The sequence below is a fragment of the Arsenicicoccus cauae genome (assembly GCF_043162025.1).
Taxonomy (GTDB): domain Bacteria; phylum Actinomycetota; class Actinomycetes; order Actinomycetales; family Dermatophilaceae; genus Arsenicicoccus; species Arsenicicoccus cauae.
This window is the reverse complement of sequence record NZ_CP171001.1, coordinates 541,292-556,070: the sequence shown is the minus strand read 5'-3', so window position 1 is coordinate 556,070 and position 14,779 is coordinate 541,292. Positions and strand designations below refer to the sequence as shown.

At 73.4% G+C, this 14,779-nt stretch carries 12 protein-coding genes; 6 read left to right on the top strand and 6 right to left on the bottom strand.

Annotated elements, in window-relative coordinates:
• Position 1: 1 nt before the first annotated feature.
• Both ACF3NS_RS02555 and ACF3NS_RS02550 read right to left on the bottom strand, forming a co-directional pair.
• Entirely contained in the window at positions 2-673 is a 672-nt protein-coding gene (locus ACF3NS_RS02555; protein WP_392467618.1) for a response regulator, read from the bottom strand.
• A complete protein-coding gene (locus ACF3NS_RS02550; protein WP_392467617.1) occupies positions 670-1,851 on the bottom strand; it encodes a sensor histidine kinase in 1,182 nt (393 codons plus the stop codon). Before ACF3NS_RS02550 ends, ACF3NS_RS02555 begins: the two co-directional genes overlap by 4 nt.
• 118 nt (positions 1,852-1,969) lie before the next feature.
• Between ACF3NS_RS02550 and ACF3NS_RS02545 the strand changes: the two genes are divergently transcribed.
• Together ACF3NS_RS02545 and ACF3NS_RS02540 are read left to right on the top strand one after the other, a co-directional pair.
• Positions 1,970-2,680 carry a GAP family protein gene (locus ACF3NS_RS02545; RefSeq protein WP_392467615.1) on the top strand — a complete coding sequence of 237 codons (711 nt, stop codon included), beginning with the start codon at positions 1,970-1,972 and terminating at the stop codon, positions 2,678-2,680.
• A gap of 139 nt (positions 2,681-2,819) precedes the next feature.
• Positions 2,820-4,934 (top strand): glycosyltransferase family 39 protein, encoded by a 2,115-nt coding sequence (locus ACF3NS_RS02540; protein WP_392467613.1) that lies wholly within the window; start codon positions 2,820-2,822, stop codon positions 4,932-4,934.
• 65 nt (positions 4,935-4,999) lie between these two features.
• Here the strand turns inward: ACF3NS_RS02540 and ACF3NS_RS02535 are convergent, their stop codons facing one another.
• Both ACF3NS_RS02535 and ACF3NS_RS02530 read right to left on the bottom strand, forming a co-directional pair.
• A complete protein-coding gene (locus tag ACF3NS_RS02535) occupies positions 5,000-5,491 on the bottom strand; it encodes an SRPBCC family protein (RefSeq protein WP_392467611.1) in 492 nt (163 codons plus the stop codon).
• A 1-nt stretch (position 5,492) separates the two neighbouring features.
• The gene (locus ACF3NS_RS02530; RefSeq protein WP_392467610.1) at positions 5,493-6,260 is read right to left on the bottom strand and encodes a VOC family protein; all 768 of its coding nucleotides are present in this window, start codon (positions 6,258-6,260) and stop codon (positions 5,493-5,495) included.
• Between the two features lie 72 nt (positions 6,261-6,332).
• On the opposite strand from ACF3NS_RS02530, the gene ACF3NS_RS02525 reads away from it, so the two are divergent.
• The 4 genes from ACF3NS_RS02525 (at position 6,333) to ACF3NS_RS02510 (ending at position 12,351) form a co-directional block, all read left to right on the top strand.
• Positions 6,333-6,959 (top strand): TetR/AcrR family transcriptional regulator, encoded by a 627-nt coding sequence (locus ACF3NS_RS02525; RefSeq protein ID WP_392467608.1) that lies wholly within the window; start codon positions 6,333-6,335, stop codon positions 6,957-6,959.
• A 68-nt stretch (positions 6,960-7,027) separates the two neighbouring features.
• Positions 7,028-7,777, top strand: coding sequence for a B12-binding domain-containing protein (locus tag ACF3NS_RS02520; protein WP_392467606.1), 750 nt, complete (start codon positions 7,028-7,030; stop codon positions 7,775-7,777).
• A gap of 107 nt (positions 7,778-7,884) precedes the next feature.
• Positions 7,885-11,364, top strand: coding sequence for an SNF2-related protein (locus ACF3NS_RS02515; protein WP_392467604.1), 3,480 nt, complete (start codon positions 7,885-7,887; stop codon positions 11,362-11,364).
• Positions 11,365-11,526: 162 nt separating this feature from the next.
• Entirely contained in the window at positions 11,527-12,351 is an 825-nt protein-coding gene (locus ACF3NS_RS02510) for a DUF4328 domain-containing protein (protein WP_288799258.1), read from the top strand.
• A gap of 102 nt (positions 12,352-12,453) precedes the next feature.
• Here ACF3NS_RS02510 and ACF3NS_RS02505 read toward each other — a convergent pair whose 3' ends face one another.
• On the bottom strand, positions 12,454-13,743 hold the full coding sequence (locus ACF3NS_RS02505; protein WP_288799259.1) for a citrate synthase: 1,290 nt from the start codon (positions 13,741-13,743) through the stop codon (positions 12,454-12,456).
• 157 nt (positions 13,744-13,900) lie between these two features.
• Complete coding sequence (locus ACF3NS_RS02500; protein WP_392467601.1) at positions 13,901-14,746, bottom strand: alpha/beta fold hydrolase; 846 nt, start codon at positions 14,744-14,746, stop codon at positions 13,901-13,903.
• Positions 14,747-14,779 lie beyond the last annotated feature (33 nt).

The window sequence follows — 14,779 nt, the reverse complement described above, 5'->3', positions numbered from 1 at the left end:
GTCAGAGCCCGGCCTCGCGGGCGAGGACCGCGGCCTGCACGCGCGAGGTGCAGCCCAGCTTGGCCAGGACTCGGGAGACGTGCGTCTTGGCGGTGGCCTCGCTGATGGTGAGGGCGTCCGCGATCTGCGCGTTGGAGAGGCCCCGGGCGATCACGGCGAGCACCTCGCGCTCGCGTTCGGTGAGGTCGTGGAGGCGGGCGCTGGGGTCGGCGCCGGCAGCGGCCTGCGGGATGGGCCTGCGTGCGTGTGGTCCCCCCGCCGCGGTGAAGCCGGCGATCACCTGACGCGTCACCTCGGGCGCCAGCACCGCCTCCCCGGCCGCGACGCGGCGGACGGCGTCGGCCAGCGGTCCCGCGCCGACCGTCTTGAGCAGGTAGCCGTCGGCGCCGGCCCGCAGCGCCCCCGCGACGTACTCGTCCACCTCGAAGCTCGTCAGCACCAGCACCCGGGACCACCCGCCCGCGACGATCTGCTCCGTCGCGGTCAGCCCGTCGACGCCGGGCATCCGGACGTCCATCAAGGTGACGTCGGGTCGCAGCGCCCGGGCCTGCGCGACCGCCACTGCGCCGTCGCCCGCTTCGCCGACCACCTCGAGGTCGCGGTGCGCGGACAGCAGCAGCCGCAGCCCGGATCGCACGGTCGCGTGGTCGTCGGCGAGCAGCACGGTGATCATGGGGCTTCTCCTGCGGAGGGCAGCGGTATGACGGCGCGGACCCGCCACATCTCGGGGTCGACGCCCTGGTCCGGGCCGGCGTGCAGGCGCCCGCCCATCGCGGCGACCCGTTCGCGCATCGTGTGCAGACCGAGCCCCGACCCCTCCGGGGACACCGGGGAGGCCCCCACCGACACCACCTCCAGCTCGAGCTCGTCGCGCGCCCGGATCCGGACGACGGCAGACCGCGAGGCCGAGTGGCGGCCCACGTTGTGCAGCGCCTCCTGAAGGACGCGATGAGCGGCCTGGCCCACGGCGGCGGGTAGCCCGGGCAGGGGGTCGGGGCTGACGTCGAGACGGACGGTCAGGCCCCGGGCGCGCGCCTGCGCGACCACCCCGTCGAGGTTGTGCAGCTGGGGCGACGAGGTCGCCGAGGCGTCGGGGCGCAGCACGCTCAGCATCGTCTGGAGCTCACCCATCGCCTCGCGCGAGGTGGCCCGCACGACACGCAGGGCCTCGACCCGCGCCGCCTCGCTCTGCAGGCCGGCCTCGGCGTGGATCGCGATGGCGGACAGGCTGCCGGAAAGGGCGTCGTGCAGGTCCCGCGCCATCTGCTCGCGCTCCGAGCGGCGTGCGTCGGCCTCGCGCAGCTCGGCCAGCCGGGCCTGGTCGGCGGCGCGCCGGCGCTCGGCCTCCGTCAGCTCGAGCTGCTTGCGGCTCGACGCGCCCCACCAGTACGACGTCCCGAACACGGCGAACACCGTCAGCCCCGCGGCCACCGCCGACCGCACGTCCCGCGTCGCGGCGAGGGTGCCCACGCCGGCCAGCAGGACGGCACCCGCCACCACCCACTCCAGGTAGTCCACGACCGGGCGACGCCCGTGCAGCCCGGCGGCATACACGAGCTCGATGATCACGAGCAGCGAGCCGATGCTGCCCCCGAGCATCGCCTCGCCGAGGAAGACCGCGAGGCCCAGCGCCAGGCAGGTCATCGGCCGACGTCGCCGCCACGCCATCAGCACGCAGAGCACGATGAGCGGCACCGCGTGCCACCACCGGTTGAGCGGCCCCGGCAGGCTGTCGCGCCAGATGTCGACGAGGTCGATCTGCAGGAGCAGCAGCCCCACCACCGCCATGAGCAGCGGCCCGCGCACGTCCACGTCCACGTGGCATGGTGGCAGGTCGACGGTCTGGCTCACCGTGCCATTGCAGCACGCAGCGGCCCTTCCGGCATACGCCGAAGGATGTAGTCCCCGCCCGCCAGGATCGGCCAACCGGCCGACGCGCGCCGCACCCGGCGGGGCGCAGGGTCGAGCCATGACGCTCGCACTCCTCGGACCGCTGGTCCTGCTCGCCCTGATCGACGCGACGAGCTTCGGCACGCTGATGATCCCGCTGTGGTTGATGCTTGCGCCGGGGCGGATCCGCGCCACCCGGGTGCTGGTCTTCTTGGGGACGATCGCCACGTCCTACTGGGTGCTGGGACTGCTGCTCAGCGCCGGCGCGGTGACCGTCCTCGACGACCTGTCGAGCTGGCTCGACACGGAGACCGGACGCCTGGTGCGCACGGTGGTCGGGGTGGGCCTGATCGCCATCGGCATCCTCCTCCCCGGCAACCGCCGGTCGAGGAGCGAGCGGGAGCGCGGCGGAGGTGCGCGCGTCAGCCGGTGGCGCGCCCGCGCGATGGGCGTCGACGCGTCCGGCTGGGGCACGGGTGCGCTGGTGGGGCTCGCGCTCGCCGCGGCGACCGTGGAGGCGGCGTCGATGCTGCCCTACCTCGCCGCGATCGGGATGCTCAGCACGGCCCCTCTGTCGATGGCGGGCCGCGGCGTCGTGCTGGTCGGCTACTGCCTCCTGATGATCGCGCCCGCGCTCGTGCTGCTCGCCCTGCGCCTCGGGCTCGGGACGCGCATCGAGCCAGCGCTGCAGCGAATATCGGCGTGGATGGAGCGCCAGAGCGGCGAGACGGTCGCCTGGATCATCGCGATCGTGGGGGTGCTGGTCCTGCGCGGCGCCGTCTGGGGCTGAGCCTCCGGAGCGTCCACCCGGTCATGGCCGGCTCACAGGGAGCTCACCGGGTCGGGATAGTCCCGCCCCGCACAGTCGGTGGTGACCGAGGGCAGGCCGTATGACGGGCCGCCCACCGCCCCCACGCCAAGGACCGCACATGACCACGACCCCATCACTGCTACGACGGCGACGTTGGCCGCGCGCGGCGTCGGTGGCCGCACCCGGCGCCGAGACGGCGACCGGGGCGACCGCCTGGGCGCCGGACGGCATACGGCAGGGCTCGTCCACCGACCCGACCTCCCCCGCTGGCGACACCGTCACCGCCGGCTCCCCGCGGTCGGCCGAGGCCGCTCCCCGGTGGGCGCGGCCGGCGCTGTGGGGGCTGCTCGCGCTGACCGCCGCCCTCTACCTGTGGAACCTGTCGAGCAGCGGCTACGCCAACGAGTTCTACGCCGCCGCGGTGAAGTCCGGCACGCAGGACCTCACGGCCTGGGTGTTCGGCTCGCTCGACTCCGCCAACTCCATCACCGTGGACAAGCCGCCGGTGGCGCTGTGGCTGATGGTGCTGAGCTGCCGGATCTTCGGCTTCTCCAGCGTCGCGATGCTGCTGCCGCAGGCGCTCGCCGGCGTCGGGACCGTGGCGCTGACCGCTGCCTCCGTGCGGCGTGTGTCCGGGCACGTCGCCGGCCTGGTCGCGGGGCTGCTCGTCGCGTTGACCCCGGTGGCTGCGCTGATGTTCCGCTTCAACAACCCCGACGCGCTGCTCGTCCTGCTGATGACGGCCGCCGCGTACTTCGTGGTCCGCGCGATCGAGACGACCCGCGGCAGGGCGGCGCTGCGGTGGATGGTGGCGTGCGGCGCGGCGATCGGCCTCGCCTTCCTCACCAAGATGCTGCAGGGCCTGCTGGTCGTGCCGGCGTTCGCGCTGGCCTACCTGGTGGCCGCGCGGTTCCCGCTCCGGACCCGGGTGGTGCACCTGCTGGCCGCGGGCCTCGCAATGGTGGCGGGCGCCGGCTGGTTCGTCGCGCTCGTCTCGCTGTGGCCGGCGTCGTCGCGCCCGTACATCGGCGGCTCGACCAACGACACGCTGTGGGAGCTCGCGCTCGGCTACAACGGCCTGGGTCGGATCCTCGGCGGCGAGGGCAACGGCGGTGGCGGCGGTGGTGGTGGCGGCGGGATGTTCGGCGGCGCCACGGGCATCACCCGGATGTTCGGCTCGGCCTTCGGCGCGGAGATCTCCTGGCTGCTGCCCACCGCGCTGGTCCTGCTCGTCGCGGGCCTCGTGGCGGCGGGTCGCGCGGCCCGCACGTCGACGGCCCGGGCCTCGCTGATCCTCTGGGGCGGCTGGCTGGTCGTGTCGGTGCTGATCCTGTCCTTCATGGAGGGCACGGTCCACCCCTACTACTCCGTCGCGCTCGCCCCGGCCCTCGCTGCCGTGATCGCCATCGGTGGTCGCCTCGCCTGGGACCGACGCTCCTCGCTCGCGTGGCGGGTCGTGCTCGGTGGCGCCGTCGCGCTCGCCGGGGTGTGGAGCGTCTATCTCCTGCACGTCCACGCCGACGCGTGGCTGCCGGCGCTGCGCTGGGTCGCCCTGGCGGTGACCGCCCTCGGAGTCATGGGCTTCGTGGCGCTGGGCGGTGAGCAGAGGTTCCGGCGGGCCGCGGCCGTGGCGCTGCTGGTCGGCTCGCTCGGTGGCCTCGCCGGCACCACCGCGTGGACGGTCGCGACCGTCGCGCAGGGTCACAGGGGCTCGACGCCGTCGAGCGGACCGGCGGTCGCCGGTGCGTCGGGTCCGACGGGCGGTGCTCCCGGTGGCATGGCCGGTGCTCCCGGTGGCACGGGCGGTGCATTCGGACAGGCACCCACGGGCCAGGCGAGTCAGGCGGGCCAGGCGGGTCAGCGCTCGACCTCGTCCGCGACCTCGTCCTCCACCGGCGACGTGACCACGCTCCTGCGGAGCGCCGGCACCACCTGGTCGGCCGCCGTCGTCGGCGACCAGACCGCTGCGGGCTACATCCTCAGCACCGACACCGCCGTCATGGCGATCGGCGGCTGGAGCGGCACGGACGCCAGCCCGACGCTCGCGGAGTTCCAGCAGTACGTCGCCGACGGGCAGATCCACTACTTCGTCGACGGCGGCCGCTCGGGCGGTCCCGGTGCCGGCGACAGCAGCTCGTCCGCCTCGCAGATCACCGCGTGGGTCAAGGCGCACTGGACGGCGACCACGGTGGGAGGCACCACGGTCTACGACCTCACCTCGGCGGCCGGCTGATCAGCCGTATGCCGCGCCGCCTGCCCTCACCACGCGTGGGGGCAGGCGGCCCTGGATCGTGGGGGTCAGGCGTGGGAGGCGTAGGGCTCGGCGAGGTCCTGCACGTAGTCCTCGAACGGTGGTGCCTCGCGCCCCTCGATGGCGCAGACGAGGTGGTCGAGATAGAACTCCCACCCCGGCCCGATGTCACCCAGGGACATCTCGGCCGGGATCTGCGTGTGGTGCAGGGTGATCGACGAGCCTCCCTCGCTCTTCGCGCACTGCAGGGCGAGCGGCCAGGCGAACGGCGGCGGTGCCTCCGAGGCGAGGCCGAGCCGGTGGGGCGGGGAGCACTCGGTGATGCGCATCCCCATCGTGGGGCTGCCCTCCTCGCTGGTCATCGTCACCTGGACCGTGGCACCCACGCGGCCGTCGCCGGACCACGGTCCGTACCACTGCGCGGTGCGGTCGGGCTCGGTGATCCAGGACCACAGCTCCTCGACGGGGATCGAGAGGTCACGGGTCACGGTGAGGGTCAGGCCGTCGTCGTGCGAGACGGTGCCGGGCAGCTCGTGCACGTCAGGCCTGCGCGGGCATCGCGTCGGCGCCCTGGAAGAGGCCGAACGGCGCGCCTCCGGGCGTGGTCAGGTGCACGAACCGCCCGAAGGGGATATCCATCGGGCCCATCGTCACGGAGGCACCGAGCGACTGCGCCCGCTCCGTCATGGCGTCGAGGTCCTCGACGAGCAGGTAGGACACCCAGTGCGGGTCGTCGGTCTCGAGGCAGGCGCCGATGGTGAAGTGGCCGTCGTCGCCGAGCCTGGCGAGCAGCACGCCGTCGCCCATGGGCTCGGTGGTGAAGCCGAACAGGTCGCGGTAGAACGCGGCGGACCGCTCGACGTCGCCGGTGAGGCAGTCCTGCCAGCAGGGGAAGCCGGGCTCGTCGACCGCGGCGTAGCCGACCACTCCCGTCGCCTGCCAGAACGCCACGGTGACGCCGCCCGGGTCGGTGACCACCGCCATGTGGCCGTGCTCGGGGATCTCGGTGGGACCTTTGACGCGCCGGGCGCCGAGCGACTCCGCCCTGGCGAGGGTCGCCCGGAGGTCGTCGGTGGCGAGGTAGAGCGTGGCCACGTCGTGCGCCGACCCGGGCATGGCGGGGCCGATGCCGAAGACATAGCGGTCGTCGCGGTGGACGACGGTGTAGCCGCCGAAGTCCGGCGAGCCGTCGGGGATGTCGTAGCCGAGCAGGTCCCGGAAGAAGGCGGCGGTCGCGGGGACGTCCTCGACCCACAGGTCGAGCCAGGTGGGGGTGCCGGGGCTCTGGGGGGTGGTGCGTGCAGTCATGGCGTGTCTGTCCTCTCGTGATGTGAACGGCGTACACATGTAGGATGTGAGCAGCGTATACATGGAGGTGCGATGCCCACAACCCCTCGCCGGGCCAGCTATCACCATGGGGACCTCAAGGCGACCCTGCTCCGCGAGGCGATCGACGTAGCCCGCACCGAAGGCCCCCACGCCGTCACGCTGCGCGACATCACGCGGCGCGCCGGGGTGTCCGTCACCGCCGCCTACCGGCACTTCGCCGACCGCGACGCGCTCATGATCACCGTCGCCGGGCACGGGCAGGGGCAGTCGGCGCGGGCCATGGAGCGCCGCATCGCCGCCCTGCACGAGCCCACCGGCTGGGACCTGCTGCGCGCGGTGGGGCTCGGCTACATCGACTTCGCGCGGGCGGAGCCGGGCCTGTTCCAGGCGGCCTACCTCGAGCCCGTGGACCTGGCCCGCACCGAGGATCCGGGTGCCTCCGGAGAGGGCGGTCGGACGCCCTACCAGCTGTTGTCCGACGCCCTGGACCGCATGGTCGCGGACGGCACGCTCCCCGCCGAGCGTCGCCCGCACGCCGAGGTGCCGGCCTGGTCCGCGGTGCACGGGTTCGCGATGCTGGTCGTGCAGGGGCCGCTGCGGGAGCTGCCGCCGGAGGCGGTGGACGCCCTGTCGCACCGGGTGGTCGAGGCGATCATCGTGGGGATCAGGCAGGTATGACGGACCGCCCGTCATCCGTCCGGGTGCATCCCGCACCGCCGTCACGACCGGCGACGTAGGGTGACCCGGTGCCCGACCGCCTCTCTCCCCCCATCGCGCTCGGCGACGTGGCGCGCCGCGGCCCGCAACGGGGCCAGGCCGTCCTCACCGATGCCTCCGCCCACGTCGACGCCGTCCTGACGGCTGTCGCCGCCCTCGACCCCGTCGCCCTGGGGAGCGCGATCGGCGACGCCTTTGCCGCGGGCTCGGTCGAGCACGTCATCCAGCTGGTCCTCATGCCGCTGCTGCGCGAGATCGGCGACCAGTGGGAGAGCGGCCGCCTGAGCGTGGCCCACGAGCACCTGGCCAGCGGCGTCCTGGCTCGCTGGCTGTCGGCGCTGGCGCAGGAGGTGCCGCCCGGCTCGCGGCACACGGCGGTGCTCGCCTGCCCGCCGGGGGAGCGGCACGACCTGGTGCTCAGCTGCTTCGCGCTGCTCCTGCAGCGGGAGGGCTGGCGGGTGCTGCTGCTCGGCGCCGACACCCCCACGGCCGCGATCGCCGTGACCTGCCAGCAGTCGGCGGCGGACCTGCTGGTGCTCGCAGGCTCTCGCCCCTCGGTGTTCACCTCCCGGTCGGCGAGCATGCGTCGGCTGTGCGGGCAGTACCGCACGGCCATCGGTGGCGGCGGCGCCACCCCCGAGGTGGCGCGCGAGCTGGGGGCGGTGGCGCTGCCCCCGGACCCGGTGCTGGCGGTGGACGTGGCGGCGAGCCTCGTGCGCGAGCCCGGCCCGGGGCCCGCCTCGATGGACGTCGACGCGCACCTGGCCGGCGCCTCCTGAGCTGCTGCCTCGCGCCTCGAGCCGGGGGTTGCCGTGCGCGGCCGGGGGGGGGGTCTGTCGGTCCCGGTGGCTAGGGTGGGGCCGTCGGGGTGGTTAAGGAGGGCAACGTGGTGCAGCTGGTGCAGGCGACGCGCCTGACCGATCTGGACGCGGTGGTGCTGGCTCGCCTGTGCGGGTCGGGATCGGTCCAGCGGGGTCAGGGCTATGCCCAACGAGACAGGGTGCTCGACATCGTGCCGTCCGGCGACCGACGTCGCCTCCACGGCACCGTCGAGGGCTCGCGGGCCAAGCCGTACGCCGCCTGGGCGGAGCTGCGCGACCACCCCGGCCGGCCCGGGCACTCGACCTGGACCTCGTCGTGCACCTGCCCTGTCGGTGCCGACTGCAAGCACGTGGTCGCCCTGATCCTGCAGGCCCAGGTGCGCGACGCCGAGGAGCGCGCCGAGTCCGGCGCCCTCGACGACTCCGGTGGTCACTGGTGGCGGGGTATGCCGCCCGCCCACCGTGCCCACTGGCGCGAGGCCCTCGGCGCGGTGGCGGCCGACGACGTCCCCGATCGCGTGGCCCTGCAGCTGTCGGTGGCGCAGCCGTCGCGGGGGCACGCCGAGTGGGGGACGAGCATCGTCCTCACGCCGCTGGTCGAGGGGGCGCGCGGGTGGATCCGCACCGGCATCAGCTGGACCGGCCTGGACCCCGGCGCGCTCTACGGCACCGTCAAGGCCGACATCGACCCGCTGCAGGAGCAGGCTCTGCAGGAGATCACCCGCGCGGTGCGGGCGCGACGCACGGGGTCGGCCTATGCCGCCGTCGAGCGCGTCACGCTCGGCGAGGTGGGCCCCGCCGCCGTGCGGCTGATGCGGGACGTCGAGGCGTCCGGGGTCGCCCTGATCGACGCGTCCGGCCGCCCGGTGCAGGTCGCCGAGGAGTCCGGGCGGTTCGAGCTGCACCTCGGGCGCGAGGAGAGCGAGCGGGGGCCCGAGGTCGTCATGCGGGCGCGTCTCGCGCTGCCCGACGTGCTCGAGGGCCTCGACACGGATCCGATCGGCCTGCCCGCCGTCGGGCTGCACGCCACCACCGACGAGGGCCTGGTCATCGTGGGGCTCGACCCTCCGCTGACACGCGTCGAGGAGTCCCTGCTGCGCGAGAGCGCGCTCCGGGTCCCGATGGAGGACTGGCCGAGCTTCGTCATCGAGCAGCTCCCCGCGCTGCGGCGCCGGGTGCACGTCGTGCTCGACCCCGAGCTGGAGACCGACGCCTCCGCCCACCCTCGGCTGCTCGTCGAGGTGACGCCTCACCCCGGCCACCTCACCGAGGTCGCGCTGGGCTGGCGCTACGACGTCGCCGGGCAGCACGTCGACATCCACCCCGTCGCGCGCGAGCTGCCGATGTCCTCCGGCGGGGCCTCGCGGCGGGCCCGGCACGCGCAGCGATGGTCGCCGCGCGACCCGGCCGCCCGCGCGGCCGAGCGGCTGCGCGATCCCGAGGCCGAGGCCCTCGTGGTCGGGCGGCTCGACGCCGTGCTCCGGCCCGTGCTGGCGGGCGGCCTGCCGCCCGGGACCGACTGGACCCACGCGCATCGCGTGGTGCTGCCGCCCGCGCTGACCATCGCCCTGGCCGACGCCCTGCCGGCGCTGCGGGACGACCCGGACGTCGTGGTCGAGCAGAGCTCGGTGCTGCCGGAGTACGTCGAGGCGAGGTCGGCGCCGGTCGTGTCGCTGGGCCTGGACGAGGTGGGCGGCGACGACAACGAGGCGGGCCGCGGCGTCGGGTCCGACGCACCGGGATCGAGCCGCACGGGCCGCACCTCGACGTCAGCGGGCGGTCAGGGCGCGAGGAGCACCGACTGGTTCGACCTGGACGTGTCGGTAACCGTCGACGAGCAGGACGTGCCGCTGCGTGAGCTCATCGTGGCCCTCGCCACCGGCCAGGAGGTCCTGGTCCTGCCGTCGGGCACCTGGCTCCGGCTGGACGACGAGCGCCTGATCGCCCTCGCGGCGATCCTGCGCGAGGCGGCCGACCTGCAGGACGGGCCCGACGGGCCGCTGAGGGTCAACGCCCTGCACGCCGGGCTCTGGGACGAGCTCGTGGAGCTCGGCGTCGTCGAGCGCCAGAGCAGCCGCTGGCAGCAGACCGTCGACGCGCTGCTCGGCCTCGCCTCCGGCGACCGCCCCGTGCCCGAGGGCCTGCAGGCGACGCTGCGCCCCTACCAGCTCGACGGCTACCAGTGGCTCTCGCTGCTCTGGGAGGCCCGGCTCGGGGGGATCCTCGCTGACGACATGGGCCTCGGCAAGACCCTGCAGACCCTCGCGATGGCGTTGCGGGCCAAGGAGCAGGGCGACCTCGCGGACCCGCTGCTCATCGTGGCCCCGACCAGCGTCGTGGGCACCTGGGCGTCCGAGGCCGCGAGGTTCACCCCCGGCCTGCGCGTGACCACGGTGACGAGCACCCTGCGCAAGAGCGGCGCCACCCTCGAGACGGTGATGGGGGACGCGGACGTCGTCGTCACGTCATACGCGTTGGTCCGGCTCGACGAGGACGCCTATCTGTCCCGGCGCTGGGGCGGGCTCGTCCTGGACGAGGCGCAGTTCGTCAAGAACCACCAGGCCAAGACCTACCAGGTCGTGCGCCGCCTCGACGCGGGCATGAAGCTTGCCATCACCGGCACCCCGCTCGAGAACTCCCTCATGGACCTGTGGTCGCTGCTGTCCGTGGCCGCGCCCGGGCTCTACCCCCGGCCGGTCGACTTCCGAGACACCTACGTCAAGCCGATCGAGGCCGGTGAGGGCGCCGAGCTGCTGGCCACGCTGCGTCGCCGCATCCGGCCGCTCATGATGCGCCGCACCAAGGAGCAGGTCGCGCGGGAGCTGCCGCCCAAGCAGGAGCAGGTGGTCACGGTGCCGCTGCACCCGCGGCACCGCACCATCTACGACCGGCACCTGCAGCGCGAGCGGCAGCGACTGCTCGGGCTGCTCGACGAGGACTTCAGCAAGCACCGCATCGCGATCCTGCGCGCGCTGACGGCCATGCGTCAGCTGGCGCTGCACCCCGCCCTGGTCGACGACGCCCACGCCGGGGTCGGCGAGAGCGCCAAGATCGACCTGCTCGTCGAGCACCTGCACGAGCTCGCCGCAGAGGGCCACCGCGCCCTGGTGTTCAGCCAGTTCACCGGCTACCTGCGGCTCGTGCGCGAGCGCCTCGAGCGGGAGGGCATCGCCCACAGCTACCTCGACGGGCGCACCCGCAACCGCGCCGAGCGGATCGAGGAGTTCCGCACGGGCACCCAGCCCGCCTTCCTCATCTCGCTCAAGGCGGGCGGCTTCGGGCTCACCCTCACCGAGGCCGACTACGTCTACGTCCTCGACCCCTGGTGGAACCCCGCCGCCGAGGCCCAGGCCATCGACCGCACGCACCGGATCGGGCAGGACAAGCACGTCAACGTCTATCGCCTCGTGTCCGAGGACACCATCGAGGACAAGGTCGTGGCGCTGCAGCAGCGCAAGCGCGAGCTGTTCGCCCAGGTCGTGGACGACGGGGACGCCATGTCCGGAGCCGTGACCGCGGACGACATCCGCGGCCTGCTCGGCTAGCTCTGTCGGCAAGCGACGCCCCCGGAGGGATGGCCTTCCCAGGACACCGGTGGGACGCGGGCCGGCTGACCTGATCGCTGACATACGGCCGGACGGGTGATCAGCGACGGGGACAAACCCCAATCTTTCTCACCGTGAGTGTCATCGGCGGACACTGTGCTCATGTCGACGCGGACGCCGCCCGGCCACGAGCCCGGCACCAGCCACCACAGCTCCTCCCATCAGCCGCAGGGCTGGTTCGCCGCGCCCCCGTGGGGGCCGCCCCTCGACCGGAGCTTCCGGACGCTCGGCACCGCGATCACCGTGCTGATCGGGCTCGTGGGGCTGCTCGAGCTCGCCCAGCTCGCCGGAGGCGTCCGGATGCTACGACTCCTCGGCGAGGTCGGCTCCGGCCGCGAGGGGCTGGACGCCGACCTCGACGCCGCGGACCGGCTCACCCTCCAGCTCCTGCTCCCCTACCTGCTGCTCCTGCTCGCCGCCGGCGTCTGCTGGCTGGTGTGGCAGCACCGGCTCGCCACGAGCACCAGGGTGGACCGTCGCGAGGTGCGCCGGTCGCCGGGCTGGCACGTCGGGTCGTGGTTCATCCCCGTGGCCAACCTGTGGTTCCCCTACCAGAACGTCAGCGACCTCGACCGCGGGCTCGGGCACTTCTCCGGGCGCGAGCGGCGTCCGCCGCTGCTGGCGTGGTGGGTGCTGTGGCTCCTCGGCATCGTCGTCAGCCGGGTCGCCGCGGCGACGGGCTCGACGGCCGACGACCACCTGGAGGCCGGCCGGATCGACGAGGCGGTGTCGCTGATGTCGACGTCGGTGACGATCGAGCTGGTGGGCAATGTCCTCGGAGCGGTGTCGGCGCTGCTCGCGATCCTGGTGGTCAGCAACCTCACGCAGCGCGCGACCCGGCCCGCGGACACGCCCTGGACCAGCCCCGACACCCACGTGCAGACCGACCCCGGGACCACGGGACCCGCGAGGGGTGCGCGCGGGTGAGCCTGCGGCCGGGCCCCGGGCGCGGCCGCAGGCGCCTCGGCACCGCCGTCTGCGTCCTCGTCGGTCTGGTCGGCGCCTTGGACCGGCATACGGCCGGGCCGGTCAGCCGCGCTGGTCGCGCGGCACCCAGTGCTGGTCGGTCGGGCCGGTGTAGATCTGGCGCGGACGGTAGATTCGACCCTTGGGGTCGTCGTGAATCTCCTTCCAGTTGGCGATCCAGCCGGGCATGCGACCGATCGCGAACATCACCGTGAACATGTTGGTCGGCAGGCCCATGGCGCGCAGGATGATCCCGCTGTAGAAGTCGACGTTGGGGTAGAGCTTGCGCTCCACGAAGTAGTCGTCCGACAACGCTGCCTCGGCGAGCTCGCCCGCGATGTCGAGCAGCGGGTCCTCGATCTGCAGCTCTTTGAGCATGTCGTCCGCCGCGGCACGGAGGATCTTGGACCGGGGGTCGAAGTTGCGGTAGACGCGGTGCCCGAAGCCCATGAGCTTCACGCCGTCTTCCTTGTTCTTGACCTTCTTGACGTACTCGGCGACGGGGATCTCCCGGTCCTTGATCTCCTGCAGCATGTCGATCACCGCGACGTTGGCGCCACCGTGCAGCGGGCCCCACAGGGCGCAGACGCCGGCCGAGCAGGAGGCGAACATGTTGGCCTCGGAGGACGCGACCATGCGCACCGTGGAGGTGGAGCAGTTCTGCTCGTGGTCGACGTGCAGCAGCAGGAAGAGGTTGAGCGCCCGCGACACCGCCGGCGTCGGCTCGTAGTCCTTGTAGGGCTTGGAGAACATCATGTGCAGGAAGTTCTCGGCGTAGCGCAGGTCGTAGCGGGGGTAGACGATCGGCTCGCCCACGCTCGACTTGTAGGCGGCGGCCGCGATGGTGCGGACCTTGGACATGAGGACCGCAGCGGCCCGCTCGATCCCCGCGTCGTCGTTGGCCTCCCACACCTCCGGGTCGTGCGCCGAGAGGGTGTTGATCATGGCCGACAGGATCGCCATGGGGTGCGCGTTGGTGGGGTAGCCGTCGAAGTGCTTCTTCATGTTCTCGTCGAGCATGGAGTGCTCGGTGAGCATCCCCGCGAAGCGGTCACGGTCGGCCGTCGTCGGCAGCGTGCCGAAGATCACCAGCCACGCGGCCTCGATGAAGCTGGACTTCTCCGCGAGCTCCTCGATCGGGATGCCGCGGTAGCGCAGGATCCCCTGCTCGCCGTCGATGTAGGTGATGGCGGACCTGCACGAGCCGGTGTTGCCGTAGCCGTCGTCCAGCGTGATGAAGCCCGTCTCCGAGCGTAGCTTGCTGATGTCGATGCCGAGCTCGCGCTCGGTGCCCTCCACGACGGGCAGGTCGTAGGACTTGCCGTCGAGCTCCAGGCGGGCGGTGTGGCTCATGCGTGACCCCTTCTTCGCGGTGACTGCGATCTCCACCGTCACTCTACGAGCGTTGGCGGACCGCTGCAGCGGTGCCGAGGTGCGCTGCGCGCAGCGGCCGTATGCCGCGCCCGGCGGTGTGACCTTCGCCACGTCGGGGTGCCCCGGGCCGCCGTGATCAATGGGCGGCGAGCCAGGGGTCGACCACGGCGTGGAAGGCCTCGGTGCGGGTGCGGCGCACGCAGTGCTCGGCCCCGTCGACGACGGCCACCTCGATGCGGGGGTTGCCGAGCTCCTCGATGGCGGCGCGCACGGTCCCGTCGATGATCACGCCCTCGGTCCCGGTGACCACGAGCGTCGGCACCCGCAGCTCGGCGGCGATGGCGCGCCAGGGCTCGTCGAGGACGGCGCGCCCCGTCCGCAGGAGCTCCACGTCGCAGTCCGCACTGGCCTGCGCCCACGGCGTGAGCTCGCGTTCAGGCCACGTGGGGTTGGCGCGGCGCCCCTCCTCGGCGAGCGCCCGCACGTCCTCGCGGGCCCGCATGGTCTCGGCGATGCGCTCGCGCGCGGCGCTGCGGGAGTCCCGGCTCGACGGGTCCGGCGGAGTCGCGAACCACACCGGGTCCTCCAGGACGGCCGCGCGCACGGCGTCGGGCATCCGCGCGGACAGCGCGGCCACCAGGCCCCCACCCATGGAGTGGCCGGCGACCAGCACAGGGGTCGCGTCCTGGTCCATGAGGCGACCCACGAGGGCCCGGAGGGCGTCATACGCGCTCTCCATCAGGTCCGTGGAGGCCAGCTCCTGCGGGGTGAACCTGCGCGACTGGCCGTGGCCCAGGGCATCTGGGGCGATGACCACGTATGCCGAGCCCCACCGCCTCGCCGCGTCCTCCCACGAGGGGCCGCTATCGGTCAGGCCGTGCAGCATCAGCAGGCGCGGGGACCCAGGGGGAGCGTCGCCCGCCCAGGCGTGGACCGCGAGGCCCGATGCGTCCGTCGTGGTGATCCAGGGTGTACCGGTCATGCCTCCACGGTATGTCTCATCCCGTCGGTCACG